The sequence below is a fragment of the Undibacterium sp. FW305-107 genome (genome assembly GCF_058788535.1).
In genome coordinates this window covers 219,408-237,841 of the sequence record NZ_JBYTAV010000009.1, presented here as the reverse complement: position 1 = coordinate 237,841, position 18,434 = coordinate 219,408, and the positions used below count along the sequence as shown (strand labels likewise).

General features: G+C 51.7%; 11 protein-coding genes and 1 pseudogene. 7 read left to right on the top strand and 5 right to left on the bottom strand.

From position 1 onward, the window contains the following. Positions 1-144 precede the first annotated feature (144 nt). The 3 genes and pseudogenes from AC3WQT_RS20730 to AC3WQT_RS20720 all read left to right on the top strand — a co-directional run. On the top strand, positions 145-3,057 hold the full coding sequence (locus tag AC3WQT_RS20730) for an HD domain-containing phosphohydrolase (protein WP_492706641.1): 2,913 nt from the start codon (positions 145-147) through the stop codon (positions 3,055-3,057). 279 nt (positions 3,058-3,336) lie between these two features. Beyond that, positions 3,337-3,981 (top strand): hypothetical protein, encoded by a 645-nt coding sequence (locus tag AC3WQT_RS20725; protein ID WP_492706639.1) that lies wholly within the window; start codon positions 3,337-3,339, stop codon positions 3,979-3,981. A gap of 161 nt (positions 3,982-4,142) precedes the next feature. Continuing rightward, positions 4,143-4,224 (top strand): annotated as a pseudogene (locus AC3WQT_RS20720) (LysR family transcriptional regulator); the annotation flags it as partial. 420 nt (positions 4,225-4,644) lie between these two features. Here AC3WQT_RS20720 and AC3WQT_RS20715 read toward each other — a convergent pair. The 3 genes from AC3WQT_RS20715 to AC3WQT_RS20705 all read right to left on the bottom strand — a co-directional run bounded on the left by AC3WQT_RS20715 (position 4,645) and on the right by AC3WQT_RS20705 (position 11,859). Then, positions 4,645-6,384 (bottom strand): pentapeptide repeat-containing protein, encoded by a 1,740-nt coding sequence (locus AC3WQT_RS20715; RefSeq protein WP_492706637.1) that lies wholly within the window; start codon positions 6,382-6,384, stop codon positions 4,645-4,647. 17 nt (positions 6,385-6,401) lie between these two features. Next, a complete protein-coding gene (locus AC3WQT_RS20710; protein ID WP_492706635.1) occupies positions 6,402-9,989 on the bottom strand; it encodes an NHL repeat-containing protein in 3,588 nt (1,195 codons plus the stop codon). A gap of 406 nt (positions 9,990-10,395) precedes the next feature. After that, positions 10,396-11,859 (bottom strand): MFS transporter, encoded by a 1,464-nt coding sequence (locus AC3WQT_RS20705; RefSeq protein WP_492706633.1) that lies wholly within the window; start codon positions 11,857-11,859, stop codon positions 10,396-10,398. Positions 11,860-11,987: 128 nt separating this feature from the next. On the opposite strand from AC3WQT_RS20705, the gene AC3WQT_RS20700 reads away from it, so the two are divergent. The 4 genes from AC3WQT_RS20700 to AC3WQT_RS20685 all read left to right on the top strand — a co-directional run bounded on the left by AC3WQT_RS20700 (position 11,988) and on the right by AC3WQT_RS20685 (position 15,608). Next, a complete protein-coding gene (locus AC3WQT_RS20700) occupies positions 11,988-12,863 on the top strand; it encodes a LysR family transcriptional regulator (protein ID WP_492706833.1) in 876 nt (291 codons plus the stop codon). 362 nt (positions 12,864-13,225) lie between these two features. Then, positions 13,226-13,966 carry a hypothetical protein gene (locus AC3WQT_RS20695; protein ID WP_492706632.1) on the top strand — a complete coding sequence of 247 codons (741 nt, stop codon included), beginning with the start codon at positions 13,226-13,228 and terminating at the stop codon, positions 13,964-13,966. A 492-nt stretch (positions 13,967-14,458) separates the two neighbouring features. Then, on the top strand, positions 14,459-15,253 hold the full coding sequence (locus AC3WQT_RS20690; RefSeq protein ID WP_492706631.1) for a hypothetical protein: 795 nt from the start codon (positions 14,459-14,461) through the stop codon (positions 15,251-15,253). 16 nt (positions 15,254-15,269) lie between these two features. Then, entirely contained in the window at positions 15,270-15,608 is a 339-nt protein-coding gene (locus AC3WQT_RS20685; protein WP_492706630.1) for a hypothetical protein, read from the top strand. Positions 15,609-15,727: 119 nt separating this feature from the next. Here AC3WQT_RS20685 and AC3WQT_RS20680 read toward each other — a convergent pair whose 3' ends face one another. Both AC3WQT_RS20680 and hydA read right to left on the bottom strand, forming a co-directional pair. Beyond that, complete coding sequence (locus AC3WQT_RS20680) at positions 15,728-16,969, bottom strand: Zn-dependent hydrolase (RefSeq protein WP_492706628.1); 1,242 nt, start codon at positions 16,967-16,969, stop codon at positions 15,728-15,730. 24 nt (positions 16,970-16,993) lie between these two features. Continuing rightward, the gene (hydA, locus tag AC3WQT_RS20675) at positions 16,994-18,406 is read right to left on the bottom strand and encodes a dihydropyrimidinase (RefSeq protein ID WP_492706626.1); all 1,413 of its coding nucleotides are present in this window, start codon (positions 18,404-18,406) and stop codon (positions 16,994-16,996) included. Between the last annotated feature and the right edge of the window lie 28 nt (positions 18,407-18,434).

The window sequence follows — 18,434 nt, the reverse complement described above, 5'->3', positions numbered from 1 at the left end:
TTTTCGTGCATTATTAGATAAAGCACTACCATAATTCTTGCTTTTTAGATATGCTCATTACATATCTTATTTGCTTTGCTCTTTGCTATATTCATTGCTTCACTTCTTCCACCGCATCACCCACCAAAACAGGCGGACCAGGCAATGCGTGCAACCAGGAATGTTAAGTTCTATATCTACATCTCGTATCTCTTTACTGCATTGATCCTTATCTTTGCCATCGCCATGGGCACTGTGCAATTCAGCCGCATGAGCCAGATCATATTGGCGCAAGCCAATAGCAGCTATGCCCTGATAGGTAATGAAGTCGCCAGCAATGTCAAAGACATTTATGAACCGGTAAAAAACCAGACGGAGATACTTGCCCAATCACATCCCATCTCTGGCAAAGATCTGAACGAACGTCTTACCCACGTTAACTATCTGGCCAAGGCCATCGTCAGCGTCAAATCTGCGACCTCTGCTTATGTGGGTTTTGCCAATGGCGAATTTTTTCTGCTACGCCAGTATGCCAAATCCAATGGTGGGCAAGACATATTCAAGGCACCGGATAAAACAGCCTGGATAGTGCAAAGCAGCAGCATGGATGCGGGCAAGATGGTAGAACACCTGGTGTATCTGGACGACAGGCTCAATGAAATCAGCCGCCAGCAAATCCCTCTGCGCAATTATGACCCGCGTCAGCGTGGCTGGTATGAAACCGCCATGAAAAACGCCAGCCAGGCCAATGTCAGCGAACCCTATTACTTTTTCACGACCGGCCAGATAGGCGTGACTTATGCACAAAAAATTGTCGATGCCGATGCTGTCGTCGGCATCGACATAGAAATGCCCACCATCCATGAAACCATCAGAAACAGCAACGTCACCCCTTCCACCAGAATCGCCCTGATAGATAGCAAGGGTCAGTTGCTGGCCTGGCAAAACGGCAAACAGCCCGCCTATAAACCACAGATCGTCACCAAGCTCGATGGTACCCAGGGCATGCCTACCCTGGCTGAGCAAAATGCCCCAGTCCTCAATAAAATACGCGAACTCGACAGCAGTACTGGTAATAGCAGCCAGACACTGGATGCAATCGATAAAACCTGGGCGACCTATCAGGGCAAGATAAATATCCCCGGCGGCCATGACCTGCGCATACTCATCGCCAGCCCGCATGAAGAATTACTGGCCGATATCATCAGGATGCGCGAGCAAACGAGCTTGCTGTTTCTGGTAATGCTGATGATAGGCATTGCTGTCACCATTTACTTCTCGCGCCTGGCATCCAATCCGCTCAAGCAATTGAATGATGAAGCCAGCAAGATCGCCCGCTTCGATTTCAAGAGCCCCATCAATATCCAGTCACGCATCAAGGAAATTGCTGACCTCAGCAATTCCATGCGCGGCATGAAGGCGACCATACGCTCCTTCCTCGACATTGCCAGCAGCCTGGCATCAGAAACCAATTACGACAAATTGCTGGCACGGGTACTAAAGGAAATGTCAGAAATCACCGAAGCCAAATCCGGCATCCTCTATCTCTATCAACCGCAAGACAAAGCCATGCAAGTGGTGCAGGCCTATGTTGATCATCAGGTATTGGAAACCAATGCACACAGCATCAGCATGGCAGATGAGAACCACCCCGTCATACAGGCGTGCAAGTCCCGCAGCAGCATTTGCCAGTTGCAGGCAGCGGACCTGACACGCTACTTCAGCACCCTGCCTGCCACCGACCACACCACCACTCTGATCGCCATCCCCTTAAAAGATAGGAGCGGCACGCTGGTCGGCGCAATCGCCCTGGTGATAGATGATGCAAACATAGACCCGGGCAGGCAAGCCATGGCCGAAGCAGTATCTGGCGCAGCCGCAGTCGCCATCGAAAACCAGCGCCTGATACAGGAACAAAAAGCCCTGCTGGAAGCCTTCATACAACTCATCGCCAGCGCCATCGATGCCAAGAGCCCCTACACCGGCGGCCATTGCCAGCGTGTACCGGTACTCACAAAACTATTGGCCCAGGCTGCCTGCAAGGAAACCGAAGGTCCCTTTGCCGGCTTCCAGCTCACAGACGCAGAATGGGAAGAACTGCACATCGCCGCCTGGCTGCATGACTGTGGCAAGGTCACCACACCAGAATACATCGTCGACAAAGCCACAAAGCTCGAAACCCTGTACGACCGCATCCATGAAATACGCATGCGCTTTGAAGTCTTGAAACGCGACGCGCAAATCGATTACTGGCAAGCGGTAGCCAATGGTGGTAATGCGACGGAATTGAAAACCCAACTGGACGCAAATATCGACAAGCTGGACAGTGATTTCGCCTTCCTCGCAGAATGCAATGAAGGCGGTGAATTCATGGCCCCCGATAAAATCGCCCGCATACAAGATATCGCCGGACGCCACTGGCTCAGGACACTGTCTGACCGCATCGGCATTTCCCACGATGAAAAAGAACGCAAAAACCGCACAATAGAACCCAGCTTACCAGTGCAGGAACAGCTGCTGAGCGACAAGCCAGAACACATCTTCACCAGATCACCCCGCGACACCATCACACCTGACAACCCCTGGGGCTTCAAGGTCAAGGTACCAGAGCATCTTTATAACCGTGGCGAGGTCTATAACCTCACCGTGGCACGTGGCACCCTGTCAGAAGAAGAGCGCTACAAGATCAATGAACACATGATACAAACCATCATGATGCTGGAAAAACTCCCCTTCCCGCGTCACCTGGCCAGAGTGCCAGAAATCGCCGGTGGTCATCACGAAAAAATGGATGGCACCGGCTACCCCAAACGCCTGGCCGCCGCCGACATGAGCATCCCCGCCCGCATGATGGCGATCGCCGACATCTTCGAAGCCCTGACCGCTGCTGACCGTCCCTACAAGAAAGGCAAGACCCTGTCAGAAGCCATCAAGATCATGAGTTTCATGAAAAAAGACCAGCATATCGATGCAGAATTATTCGGGCTCTTCCTTAAATCAGGTGCCTATCTGGAATACGGCAGGCTGTTCATGAACCCTGAGCAGATCGATGAATTTGATATCCATGCCTATGTTTGATTTGTTCATTCGCATGCGTCTTTTTTATTGATACCAGCCCCTTACTTGTTTCACCGATCCGTCCCGGCGACGGATCAATCTGTTTTCTATACATGCAATGCTAAATTGCAAACTCAACAGTATTCATATGTGCAATAATAGTTTCCACGATGAAACTTTTTAAATAGTCTTATGCCTGTCCGCCAAGGACAGTCATCTGATTTGCAAAAGACATCCCAAAAAAATAAATGAGTAAAAACTCATTTGCAAACATCAACCCTGATTTAAAAAAGAGAAAATATGAATGCAGATTTAATGCAAAGGCTGGCTGACTGCGAGCAATCCAACAAGCGCATGAAAAAACTGTTCTGGCTGCAAGCATTGGTTTTCCTGTGCATCGCCGTATGGTTCACTGCCTCGCCTACCCAGGCGCAAGGCCCGGATCAAAGCGGTATTATCAAAGCCAAAGAAATCGTCATCATCGACAACAAGGGCATAGTCCGTGCCCGCCTTGGTGGCAACCTGCCTGATGCCATTATCGATGGAAAAGTCACACCGCGTGGCAGCAATGCGGCTGGCCTGATCATCTTTGATGAAGAAGGCATAGAACGCGGTGGTTATGTCACCCAGGACAATGGCAGCAACGCCATGATTACCCTCGACAGCAAGCATAAACAACTGGCTTTATTCGTCGCCGGGCCTGAAGGTGAAGCCAGCGCCCTGCGTCTCTGGAACAGTGACAATGGCATAGAATTACGCTCTGATACAAATGGATCGCGCCTCAGTGTGTCTGACCAGAATGGCGTCAAAATGCAACTGCCTGAAATCAAGCCATTGAAAGAATCGACCTGCAAATATTTTGCTGATCTTGAGAAAAAATATCCGGGCAAAAACATCTGCCGCAATAAATACAGTAAAGAAGCCTGCGACCCATGCATGCAGTAACACCCGGTATGACCCTGGCTGAATGAAGGCAGGAAAGGGCTTCCCTATACATATAAGGAAGCCCTTCTGTTCCATGCAAGCAGGCTTGCCGCTTCAAAATCTTACTTGCTCGCTGTTGCCCTGGTATAGCTGTTGATCAGATTCCGGTAATCAGTAATATGGCTGGGCGTGCCATAGGTATACCCAAATCAAAACTCAGCCGCCGCATCGCCCTGCTGGAAGAACGCCTGGGCGTGACCCTGCAACTCGAAGCCAGCGAACTGGGTGTCAAGGCATTAGGCACACGCTGCTGACGCCTGGCTGCCATCGCTGGTGCAGGCGTCGTGACACTGCCAGTGATGAGGAAGGAGAATTGAAGGATGGCCGCCTGGTCCAGCTCATTCCCTACTGGACGCAGAAGCACGGCATCGTCCACCTGGTGTTTCCATCAAGGCGGTGGATAAGGCTTGCCGTGTGCAGCCTGATTGATATGCTGGATGAATAATTTATGGACTTGCCGAATAACTGGAACTAAAGAAACAGCCTGCCGGACCCTCTGCATTTATTGTTTACTGCAAAGAGTACGAGATCCCCTGCCCTTCAGGGAGTTGGTCAGTCTGTCCTCTGGTGCGAACTATTTGTCTCCGCATCACCATCTTCACACACTGGCCAACCCTTGCCTGTTTATCTCCGTTTCTTCTGCAACTGCTTGAGCCGCCCTGGCCACGGCCACGATGTGGGGAAAGGTTTGAGGGTGTGCATTTTGTCCTCAGTGCAGGGGCCGGGTGCGCCGATGGGGCAGGTAGTGTTGGCGCTGGTGGAAATTTCAGGATCGATCTCCGTCGCCTCGTAATTGACGGGGAAAGTGATGCCACCAAGCTTGACGCTGAGACTGCCTTCGCCTTCGGAAATGCCGGCGTCGGTGAGGAAAGTGCCATCCAGTTTGGCCCCCGTGAAATTTGCGCCTTGCAGATACGCACTGGTCATGTTGACAGCGATGGTGTCGTAAGTAGACAAGTCGGCATTACTGAAGTCGCAGCCAACCAGAAAAGCGCGGGTGAAGCTGGCACCAGTCATCATTTTTTGTTCGACCGCGCTAAAGTTAACAGCCTTGAGGTAGGCATTGCTGAAGTTGGTCAGGCGCATGGTAGCGCCATTGAATGTGGTTTCATCCATGCGCGCGCCGGAAAAGCTGGCACCCGAGAGGAGTGCATTTTCAAAGCTGCAGCCTGTCAGGCTCGCATTGGTAAAGTCCGCCGCTGGTAGTTCCAGTGTGGTTTCCAGGATGCTGGCCTTGAACTGGGCGGCGGGCAGGTTGGCATTGGACAGCTTGATGCCACGCATGATGGCATTATTGAAGTTGGCCCTTGCCCCGCTGAGCCCGCTCAGGTCAACGACTGTAAGGTCGGCGGACTGTGCATTGAGGTCGTCGATGTTGCTTGGTCGCTCAGTGATACGGGCATAGGCCAGTATCTTGTGGCTCCAGTCTTTACCAATCAGGGCGTATTTAAGTTTGCTGCGCACAAAGCGCATGGGAGCAGCAGCGGTAGAAGTCAGCACAAGTGGCGCACTATTGATGACGCTGAGCAGATCGCAGTTTGAAAAATCACAATTACCGCCGGTCAGCGTGCTGAGGTTAGTGCCTTTCATCAAGGCGAAAGTAAAATCTACCCCCGTCATGGCCGAGCCACTAAAATCGGCACCATCAAGTGTGGCGCGGCTAAAACTGGCCTTGTTGAAGGTTCCACTGGTAAGAATGGTGTCCTTGAGCAAAGCACGACTGAAATTGGCGCGGCCAAAATTGATGCCCGCCAGATTTTCGCCTGACAACTCAACGATGGCAGCGCCAGCCGGGGTAAAGTCAAAATGCGTGACCGACTTGCTGGCCTGCATCTGGTCCACGCCATCGCCAAGCTGCACGGCTGTCCACACAGCATTCGTGTCGCCTGCCATGGGCACGCTATTCAGATTACTCAAGTGACGCGCCTTGCTGATATCGTCCACTTCGACGAAATGCGGGTTACATATCAGGTCAAACAGTTTTGTCGGGTCCTGACCTTCAAGATAAAAACGCAGGTTGACTTTGACTCCAACCGGGGTGCGCAAACGGTCAAGCTTCAGACGTAATGGACGCACAGGCACAGGATAGAGCGGCATGCCAGTGGGCAGCGTGGTGGCTATCAGATGCGGGGTAAATTGATTGAAGCTGACAATCTCGCCATTGCTGGCTTGCAGCACGAATGTGCCATCACCCTTGGCAATGGCAAGAAAACTGCCCGCATCTGCTGGCAGTGGCACATAGGTGTCAGTGCCATTTTTGCGGATGGTAGTACGGTCTTTGCTGATCAGGCCCAGTCTTTGCTCCCACAGGATGAGCTTATGGTTACCAACGGTGAACTGAAATTTTCCGGCGAATGTTTTCATTGATATATCCTGGTGACTTAATGTTGTGGAGGTGCAGGTGGACGCCAGTGGCTGATGCCAGGTTCGGGGCGGCCATCTTTGCCAGCCAACACTTCGTAATTAAGGGCAAACAGGTTGCGCAGCAAGTCAACGGTAATGCGCGCCGCCGTGAAGTTGCCAGTGCTGGCGAGGAAGACACCTGCCGGGTCGTACAAATCCATGCGGTAGTCTTCGGGCTTGGCACCACTGCCGGTGTGACCAAGAATAAAGATATGGCCCTTGGCCTCAACCGCCATGTCAAGCAGGTTGAGCTTGCCAGGGCGCAGCGCCATGACAGGCACTTTGGTCAGTTCTTTGCCTTCGGGATTGGCAAAGTAGGCCACCGGATTGCCATTCACATCAAAACACTGAACGCGTACATTGCCTGACTCCAGCACCAGCACACGCCCATCCACAGCCAGGGCAACTGCTACCGGTGTCTTGATGAGGCCGTGGCGCTTGCCTTCGCCCGACATCAGGGTGGCCAGCGGCGCGCTGGCATCACTGCCAGCCTGGGTAGGCAAGCCAATACGGTAGATTTTGTGGATGCTGCGGTTGATGCCAAATACATAGCCATGCGGGTGTACCACCATCTGGTCTATGCTGTCGGGGAAGCGGCCCCAGCTCTGGTTGGCAACAGCATTGAATTCTGGCACGTGGCTATATTGCAAAGCCACCCGGCGCAAATGGAAGCCACCATCAGGATTGCGGGTTTCATGATAGACGCCACGGCTGGGGTCAATCAGGAAATTGCGGCCACTGCCATCGTCGGGCGATACCACGTCATACCCAATGCCACCACCACCGGTAAAGCCGACATGCTGGGTAGCGTAGGCTTTTTGCGGATGTTGCAGCACCGACAGGTTTTGCGTGGTGTACATGCTGGCATTGGTCGCTGGCCGCGATGCAACGTCAGGTGGCAGGTGCAGGTCAGTGGCCTTCCAGGCATAGCCTATCATTTCCGGATACTGTGCCACGGTGATGGAATGCAGTTTTTCGATGATGCCATGCTGACTTGAGGGCGACTTCATGGTCGCCAGTGGTGCAGGTCCCGCCTGCCAGACATGCTCACCATTTTTCATGGTGATTTTTTCCTGGTGTTCATAGATTGACCAGGCACCAAGTGGCACTTCGTTGATGTCGATTTCTATCGGTGGCACAGTGAGCACGGCCTGGCCATTGCTACCCTCCGCTTTCAGCCAGCCACTAGCCCCCTGCCCTGATTGCCAGCCATTCTCGGCATAGAAGAACACCAGCACGCGCAGGTTGCCAGCAGCGGGCACGCCATCGAAGCTGACGACGATATCGTCACTGATGGTTTCTGGCGGCAAGGTCTTGACCAGCCTTGGCAGGGTCGCGCCATTGTCATAAGCTACCACCACGCTCAAGTGATGGTGATGATCGGGGAATTTTTTGTACAGCTTGCTGGAGGTAACGGTAACGCGCAAGTCTATGCTGCGGGTGACTTCCGTGACGTGGGCACGTGGCGACTGACGTATGGCGCTGGTAGTCTGCGCCAGTTGCGCCGCAGTGGCAGCAATATCAGCCAGTAACAGGGCCACGTTGATGAAAGGGATAGCTTTCTTGGCAGCACCAACGGCTATCATCTCGGCAATGATTTGCGTCAGTTGACCGAGGCCAGCCTTGGCCAGCACGACCAGCAGTTTTTTACCCACTGTCCATGCAGCCTTGGCGGGGTTGTCAGCAAAACCGATATACATCCCGACAAAGGCGGCCAGCAAAGCACCATAGACCGGTTTTTGCTTCAGCAGTTTCATCATGCCGCCAGAAGCCGTCAGGGCGGCCCCCGCCACCAGCAACATCGTAGGCAGCGCCATTTCTATGACCACCGTCATGATTATGCCCGGCGGGCAAGCCACCGGGTCATTCGCACCGCAACCCAGGCCACCCCAGGTGAAGCGTATGGTGCCAGCATCATGCGGCACCGGCACATCGAAGTGAGAAGAATCGGCAGACAAGGGTATGCCCATAATGGTTTCTACAGGGTCGACCATGCCGACATAGCGTTTATAGCTGTCACTGTCAAACACCGAATCTAACAAGGGGAAGCGCGAAGTCCAGTTCTCAGGTGCCTTGGCCTTGCCACTGACATCGAGAAATTCAACATAGCAAGACAAATGGCGCAGCCAGTGATTTTTAAGGACGATGGTCAGGTTGCCATTCGCACCGCTGGAGAGCATGGGGAAGTGAAACACTTTCTTGGCTTCATCCGCCTTGCCTACCGCAAAATACGATTTGCCAAAGGCTGCGCCATTCGATGTGACCAGATACTGCAAAATCGTGCCACCACCCATCAGTATGCATTCAACCTGGGCATGCCTGCCGCTGGGCGAAGTGACCAGCGCCGCATAGCGCCCGGCAGCATTGGGCAAAGCCCGTAGCGGACCGGTCATGTCATCAAGCACGACAAACAGGTTTTGGTCGGCCAAGGCTTTTTGTGCTTCTTCATCAAAGGCATAGCTGGGTTTGTCTTCACGGCTGGACCAGGTGCCTTCAGCCCGCCAATTGCTGCCAGAAGGTGCAGCCTGGTAGCGCACATCCGGCTCGAACACCAGGCCATCGGTGGGCGTCAGGTTCTTCAGCCGCCAGCGCACATCGCTTGAGGCGCGCAGTTTTTCTGAGCGCAGCATATGCTTGGGTTGCACCTTGCCGTCATAGGCCGCGTCGGTCGTGCCGTACTGGGTAGACCAGGTCTGGCCACGCAACTCTTCTGCCTGGCTGGCATACACCAGCGCCCGCGACAACGCCTTGCTGATCGCATCGAGCACATCAGGATGCAGGCCCATGGTAAATACCGGCTTTCCGTCATCCCCCACCGCTGGCTGGTCGCCGTCATACACGCGCTCTACCGTAGACCAGTCATCAGGATGTTCAAGTATCTTCAGCACCACCAGATTAAAATCATTCAGGGCACGCCGTATGCATGCCTCGATCACCGTCACCGGCCCGCCTTCAGTCGCAGCCTGGTTGAGATTGATCAGTTCAGGATGCTTGAACAACAGCGCCACTGCAGTCTCATACGCATCCTGGTAATTGGCGATATGGTCAGGCGTGGCCTCTATCGCCTGCAATTGCGTCGACAAAAAATTCTGGCCAAACTGGCGATAAGCAAGCTTGGGGTGCAAGGCCTCATCAGGATTGGCGCGCAAGAGCTTGCGCCTTACGTCGCGCAACCTGGCGTCACGCGGCACATGGATGCCCATGGAGATCGTACGCTCGGTTTCATAACCGTCGACGATCACCGGCGTAGTCACCCACATCAGCGCTACTGCATCAGACGGCAAATCCACCTCGGCATAATGGCTGACGACCTCGTCAGGCACCATTTTCAGGAAACCATTTTTCTGCCGCCCCTCGACCAGCGACTGATCAGTGTGCGGCGTAATATCGTATTCATTCATCGCCACATGCAGCTTGAAGCTGGCCGCAGAGCTAGGCGCGGCAGCGTGCAAGATATTGGCCGCAGTGTCGGTGACAGAAGTTGTAGTAGTAGCGGTGGCAGACAGATGCCGCGCAAGATCGAAATGAAGAAGGTGGCGCTCAGTCGCGCGCTCAGGCAAGGCCATGCGTATTTCCTTTGATGAAAAAATCGACTTAGAGAATTGCTGCAAACAAACAGACGGATGGGACGAACAGAAAAGGCATGAAAGTAGGGAAGATGGCAAAGTATCCAACATTCGGACAATGATCACAAGAACAATTTCTTACAAATTGTTACGATTCCAGGATTTTCCTGTTTCGACGATATGCGTAGCCTCGCCCTGGTAACGCAGGCGTCACATTCCTGGCGGTAATGAGAAGAAGAAAAAAACTCGGAATGGCCGCCCCTGCCAATATTTACTACTGCTCACGGAAACACGACGTCGTCCGTCTGGTCTTCATTTGCAGATGCGGGGACATGAGTTTAGAGATTTACAGAAACTACCCAAACAATCAGGAATGACCAGGCCACTCCTGATTTTGCATGCGCCATCAATCTTGCTTTAATCTGGGAATAAACAGATACGTCAACACACTGGCAAGCGCATAGCTGCTCATCAGCACCACAAAAGCCACTGGCATGCGCCACGCCCAGTCTGCTGTCGCATGAAAAATCCCGCCCATGATGGCAACACCAACCAGAGCACCGATCTGGCGACTGGCGTTGACGGCGGCAGACGCGCTGCCTGCATAGCGTGTTCCACATACTTGCAACACGGTGGCAGTCATCGCGGGCAAGGCCAAACCCACCGAAACATTCATGACCATGACGCACAGGGTCAGTAACTGCAGCATCAAGGCGGATGTCATATCACAGCTCAGTGTAGTGACAAGTATGCACAATACCATCAAAGCTGCAATGGCAGTGCCAAACAGCAGCGGGTAACGCGTGCCCACCCGTGCAGAAATCTGGCCCGACAACAGATTACCCACCATGAAAGAAAACATCATGGGCAGCATTTGCAAACCGGTCTGGCTGGCTGTGATGTGCAAGGCATCCTGGAAAAAAATACCCAACAAGAAGATTTGCGCGAAGGTAGAAAAACTGATCAGGAAACCTATACCGCTCGCCGCCGGGAAAGTCGCATTGGCAAACAGGGCGCGCGGCAACAAGGGGTGAGTGCCACGCCGCTCTTGCACTACCAATGCCAGCGCACTGATGGCCATGCCAGCCAGCAGCAACATGACAAGTGCAGATTGCCAGCCATAAGCCGGGCCTTCGATCAGGATGAAAGTCAGGCTGACCAACGCCGCAACGAGCAAGGCATGACTGAGCAGGGACAGTGGCCTGGGGTGTGCTGGTGCTTTAGGTATGATCTTTCTCACCATCAGCACACCCAGTATCCCCAGCGGGATATTCACCATGAAAATACTGCGCCAGCCAAACTGCTGTACCAGCATGCCACCTATCAGCGGGCCACTGCCGCTGGCAACACCGACCAAGGCAGACCATATGCTCAGCATTTTTGTGCGCTGTTTCTGCTCCTGGAAAGTATGGCTCATGAGACTCAATGAGGCAGGCATGAACAATGCCGCCCCCAGGCCCTGCAATAGCCGTGCAATAATCAGCAAAGTGCCGCTGTCAGCCATGCCGCATAACAGCGACGCCACGATAAACACCAGCAAGCCAGCCTGGTAAGTCGTCTTTGCGCCCCATCGTTCAGCCAGCGCGCCGCCTATGAGCAAGAGCGAAGCAAAACTCAGGGTATAGGCATCCACCACCCATACCAGGCGGCTCAGCGGCAAAGAAAAATTGCTGGCAATCGCAGGCAGCGCGATATTGACCGAAGTGACATCCACCATCGCCACCATGAAACCCAGCGCCAGCGTCAGCAAGATCAAGGCCTCATCCAGCCTGCCCAGGCGCGGGTTGCCTGTCACTGCGACAGCCGCCTCCAATGTTTTGCATTCATGCACCAGATTGATACTGCCTTGCCCACCACTTGCCCTGCTCATGAGAACTCCTTTTTTAATAAACCTGGGAGCATGGTAGTTGCCTTGTCTGATGCAGTAAATAAGCATAAGATCATCGCTCTGATGCAAAAATGCATCATCAATTGAATACTGAAATGACTGCATCAAACATGGATTGGGACGACACAAGAATTTTTCTGGCAATTTATCGTGCAGGCACTTTGCGCAGTGCTGCTGCCATGCTCAACATCGACCAGGCCACCGCAGGCAGGCGGCTGGCTGCACTGGAACAGGCTTTGAATGCGCGGCTGTTCTTGCGAACACCTTCAGGTTATGTGGCGACACCGGCAGGCGAACATGCACTGGCAGCCGCCGAGATGATGGAAAAAGCCTCGGACAAATTGCAGCGTGAAATAGCCGGAATAGATAACCGCCTCTCAGGCGTAGTGCGCGTAGCCACATCAGACACCATGGCCAGCCACTTCGTCATCCCCGCCATGAAAAAGCTGCACGCCAGCCACCCCGATATCCGCATCGTGCTGAGCACCGCAACACAACTGAGCAACCTCACCAGGCGCGAGGCAGACATAGCAGTGCGCCTCGTCAGACCTACCGACCCCGACCTCATAGCCCGCCACCTGACCAAGCGCAAGCTGGGTTTGTTCGCGGCAAAAACCTACCTCGAAAAACACGAAGTAACAGCAGACAGCAAAGGCCTCGACGGCCACGACATCATCACCTACCAGCACCGCATCGCACCCCGCCACGCAGAAAAAATCTGCGGCCTGCCCATCACCAACGCCCGTGTCACCATGGAAGTCAGCAGCGCCATGATGATGCTCGAAGCCACCCGCGCTGGCATGGGCATCGCAGAACTGGCAGTCCACCTGGCAGAAAACGATCCCCTGCTCACCCGCCTGTGGCCAGAGCGGGAAGATAGCTACGATGTATGGCTGGTCATGCATGGCGACCTTGCACGCACTGCGCGGGTCAGGGCTGTTGCGGATGCGATTGTTGGGTGTTTTCTGGGGAAAAAGGACGGCTAAGCAACAAACAAGAAAACCGACTAGTCTGTCAAAGATCAGTTATGACATGGCCGCCTGGTCCAGTTGCTTCTCTAATGCACACTGAAGCACGATATCGTCCATTTGATGTTTTCATCCAAGCAAGGGTTAAAACCAGCGTGCATAGTTTGTTTGACTCATTGGATGAGCAACTCAAGGGGCTGCTGAATAATTAGAAGTTAATATTTGTCAAATTATCACAGAATAAATTGACAATATAATCACATTCAATGCAGGATCTCTACATTAGGGGTCTATGGATTTATTTCCTTGCAATAAAAATATACGTAGTTGGTTTTTCATGAATTTGGTATTTCAAACAACTAAAATAATGGAATGAAACTGTGAGCTTACAAACAAATTTAAAGGGCCGCTTGCGCAATACATCGCTCCCTAAGAGCCATGGCCTAATGCCTATGTTTGAGGCAGTAGTTAACTCAATTCAATCAATTGAGGAAAAAGGAAATTTGCGTAGCGACGGACAGATTACTGTCGAACTTCTTCGCTTGAATCAAGGGAACCTTGATATCGGTGCAAAAGCTATCGCTCCCATAATTGGCTTTACTATTAAAGACAATGGTTGTGGCTTCAATCATGCCAATTTCAACTCTTTTGAAACACTAGACTCAGATCATAAAATTGAGAAAGGCTGCCGTGGTGTCGGCAGATTGATGTGGTTAAAAGCGTTTAAGCAAGTCGAAGTTATAAGTGATTTTATAGATCAATCTTCAGACCACCAGCGTAGATCATTTCGCTTTGATGAAAAATTGGGTGTGCATGCTAATGAGATTACCTCAACCCACGGCAAAGAAACTGGCACCACAATCAAATTAGTTGGGTTTGAAGAGCAATATAGGAAAGCCGCACCAAGTAGCGCTGAACCAATCGCCAATCAGTTACTAGAACATTGTTTGTGGTATTTTGTTCGGGAAGAAGGCGTGCCTAAGATTTTTTTCAAAGATGGCAATGACTTACTGGATTTAAGTGATCTCTATGACCTCCATATGCACACAGCAGCACATCATGAAAAAATTACTATCAAGGAGAAAATCTTTGAACTTACTCATATTAAATTCAGAGCATAAGTAAATAAGAAACATCAAATTGCCCTGTGTGCGGCAAACAGATTAGTAAAAGAAGAAAACATTCAAGGAAAAATACCTGGGCTGTATAACAAAATCGGTGATGCGATTGGTGAATTCACCTACACATGCTATGTTTCCTCAGATTACTTAAATGACCATGTTAGAACTGAACGCACATCTTTCAATATTACCGAGGATTTAGAGGGTATATTTTCTGACGCAGAACTCAGTTTAAAAGATATCCGTGATGCAGTCCTCGAAAGATCGAAAGAATATCTGTCGGATCTACTGTCTGAAAATCTAGCTGCTGGAAAAAAACGTGTTGAAGACTTTATAGCGACTCGAGCACCACGGTACAGACCTATTGTAAATTACGTAAATGATGCCGACCTAATCATCGATCCCGAAAAGACAGATAAAGAATTAGAACTTTATCTGCACGCTCAATGGTATGAAATAGAGCGAGAACTTTTAAGTGAAGGGCACGATATTATGCAGCCACAAATTGATGAATATGCCGAGGAATATAGCACACGACTGCAAGCTTATTTGCAAAAAGCTGAAGATCTGAAAAAATCAGATCTTGCCAACTACGTATCTCACCGCAAGGTCATTATTGATCTTCTTCAGAAATCCATAGAACGCCTGGACAACGGAAAATATGCGCGCGAAGATATGATTCATGAGCTAATCATGCCTATGCGAAAAGATTCAACCGAGGTTTTCTTAGACTCATGTAATTTATGGCTTCTTGATGAAAGACTTGCATTTCATAACTACTTAGCTTCGGACAAAACTTTAAATGCAATGCCTATCACCGAAAGCAATTCAAACAAGGAACCTGACTTATTGAGCCTACGGATTTTTGACAATCCTTTGCTAGTGCATAATCAATCAACTTTTCCACTTGCATCGATTACCGTGGTTGAGATAAAACGCCCTATGCGCAATGATATGAAAGAGGGTGAAGATAAAGATCCTATTCAGCAGTCACTTGATTATTTAGAGCGAGTACGTGAAGGAAAAGCAAAAACAGCATCTGGCCTCCTTATTCCAGGATCTCAATATATACCAGGATATTGTTATGTTTTGTGCGACTTAACTGAAAAAATGGTTAAGCGCTGCAAGAGTGCAAATTTAACCGTTACCGCTGATGGCATGGGCTATTTTGGATTCAACGACAACTTTAAAGCATATATAGAAGTAATCTCTTTTAACCAACTAGTAACAGCCGCAAAAGAAAGAAATAGAGCTTTCTTTGATAAACTCGGCTTACCAAGTAATTGATACACACAAGTAAAAAATGTCCCTGATTGTTTCCGTAATGTATATAGATGAACTGACTGGAAAATTTTCAGGCGAGATACCTTTATCAGCAGGAACAGAGTTGGCAGGACCGGAGCAGTGGCGAAAGTCATTATATGGATCGCCTGAAAGCGTTGAACTCGGGCTCTCTTTACTATGCTCACTCAAGCATCAGGATATTCTTGTATTTGGAAGTGATGTTGTCACGTTAAGAAATGAAGCCACTACCTTGCTGAACGCTTTAGATCATAACTTTGATTACAATCATCGGCTGTGCAATATTATCCGTGCCTGTGAGCTTGCAATTGCTAACGGCGCAGCGGTATGGATTGCATGAAATGATACTGTTGAAAACCAAAAGACGATGCTTGAAGTAAAAACGGCGAAGTAAAAATTAACTTCGAGTTAAACCACAAGCATCTATCACAGCCGCCCTGAATCCTTCCTGATAAGCTGCTACACCACCCCTGCCCTCCCCAACATCGCATGCAACAACACATTACACCCCGCTTCCAGGTGTTCTGATTTCGCATCTTCAATTTCATTGTGGCTGATGCCGTCCTTGCAAGGCACAAATATCATGCCTGAGGGGGCCAGTCTGGCGGTGTAGATGGCGTCGTGGCCTGCGCCGGAGACTACGTCCATGGTGCTGTAGCCCAGGGTGGCTGTGGCTTCGCGTACGGCGTTGACGCAGTCTGGGTGGAAGGGGCATGGTGGGTAATAGGAGACGCGTTCTACGCTGATGCTCAGGCCACTGTCCTTGCTGGTTTTATCGACGAAGGCGAGGATTTCATTGTGCATGGTGTCGAGCAATTCGGACGACACGTTGCGCAGGTCTATACTGAATTTGACTTCGCCGGGGATGACGTTGCGGCTGTTGGGGAATACCTGCACCATACCGACCGTGCCACGACCATAGGGTGGATAGCGGTTGCCGATGTTGACGACTTCTTGCATGATTTTGGTGGAAATTTGCAGAGCGTCTTTGCGCAAGGCCATGGGTGTGGGGCCTGCGTGGGCTTCCATGCCGGTGACGATGCAGTCGTACCAAGAGAGGCCAAGCACGCCGGGGACGACGCCGATGACCTTGTCGGCATCTTCGAGTACCGGGCCTTGTTCTATATGGGTTTCAAAATAGGCACCGATGGGGTGCTGGCCTGGTACTTCTGTGCCTTTGTAGCCTATGCGTTCAAGCTCATCGCCTACGGTTTTGCCTTCGGTGTCTTTGGCGGCGTAAGCTGTCTCCAGCGAGAATGCGCCGCAGAATACACCTGAGCCCATCATGACGGGAACAAAGCGCGAGCCTTCTTCATTGGTCCAGAAGGCGACTTCGATTGGTGCTTCTGTTTCTATGTTGTGGTCGTTGAGGGTACGCACGACTTCGAGCGCGGCCAGCACGCCGTAGTTGCCGTCGAACTTGCCGCCGGTGGGTTGGGTGTCGATATGGCTGCCGGACATGATGGGGGGCAGTGCCGGGTTCTTGCCTGCCCTGCGCATGAAGACGTTGCCTATCTGGTCTATGGTGACGGTAAGGCCAGCCTGCTTGGCCCAGGATACGACGAGGTCGCGGCCTTGTTTGTCGAGATCAGTCAGGGCCAGGCGTTTGACGCCACCTTTTTGTGTGGCACCAATTTGTGCCAGTTCCATCAATGAGGCCCAGAGGCGGTCACCATTGATACGTAAATTTGCGGTAGACATTTGTATTACTCCTCATCTTATTTTTTACGTGCGCATTTTGTTCAGCGCTTGAAACATGGGCGAGAAGGATGGGCGTTTGATATAGCGCCCTGCTCCCATCTCTGCCATTAATTCACCTTCTTTGAACACCAGCTTGCCACCGCTGATGGTGTGAGTTGGTATGCCCTTGACGGTGCGGCCTTCAAAGACATTGAAGTCACCTTTGGAGAATTGCGTTTTTGCGGACAGTGTCTTGGTGCCATTGACGTCCCACAGCACGATGTCGGCATCTGCACCTTCGGTAATCACGCCCTTGCGCGGGTAGATATTGAAAATCTGTGCACAGTTTGCGGAGGTGACCTTGACGAATTCTGACGGTGTCAGGCGGCCAGTGTTGACGCCTGCATCCCACAAAATCATCATGCGTTCTTCTACGCCGCCGCAGCCATTGGGTATCTTGGTGAAGTCGTCCTTGCCAGCGGCTTTTTGGGCAGCGCAAAAGGTGCAGTGGTCAGTCGCTGTGGTATGCAGGTTGCCGCCTTGCAGGCCTTGCCACAAGGCCTCTTGATGATGGCTGCTGCGGAAAGGTGGGCTCATGACGTGGCCTGCGGACTGTACAAAGTCCTTGTTCTTGTAGACGCTGTCATCGACAACGAGGTGACCTGCCAGCACTTCGCCAAACACGCGCTGGCCGTGGGCACGGGCGCGTGTAATTGCGTCCAGCGATTCCTGGCAGGATACATGGACGATGTAGAGCGGAGTGTTAAGCACATTGGCAATGGCGATGGCACGCTGTGCGGCTTCGCCTTCTACCATGGGTGGGCGAGACAGGGGGTGGGATTGCGGGCCTGTCATGCCCTTCTTCATGAGCTCTTGCTGCAGGACATAAACGAGTTCGCCGTTTTCTGCATGAACGGTCGGTATGGCACCAAGCTCCAGCGCGCGGGAAAAGCTTTTGACGAGGATTTCATCATCGGCCATGATGGCATTTTTATAGGCCATGAAATGCTTGAAGCTGTTGACGCCGTGTTCATTAACGAGCTTGCCCATGTCGGCATGGACAGTCTCATCCCACCAGGTGACAGCGACGTGGAAGGAGTAATCACCGGCAGATTTTTCTGCCCAGCTGCGCCAGATGTTGAAAGCCTCCATCAAGCTTTGTTGCGGGTTGGGGATGACGAAGTCGATGATGCTGGTCGTGCCGCCCGCCAGGCCAGCGGCAGTGCCGGTAAAGAAATCATCTTGCGTGACCGTGCCCATGAAGGGCAATTGCATGTGGGTGTGCGGGTCTATGCCACCTGGCATGACGTAGAGGCCTCCAGCGTCTATGACTTCGGCACCCGCAGGTGCGTCGAGGTTATCGCCGACGGCGATGATCTTGCCGTTGTCGCAGAGGACATCGGCTTTAAATTCGCGGTCTGCGTTGACGACAGTGCCGCCGCGTATCAGGATGGTCATGGCAGTTCCTTCATTAATTCATTGGGTG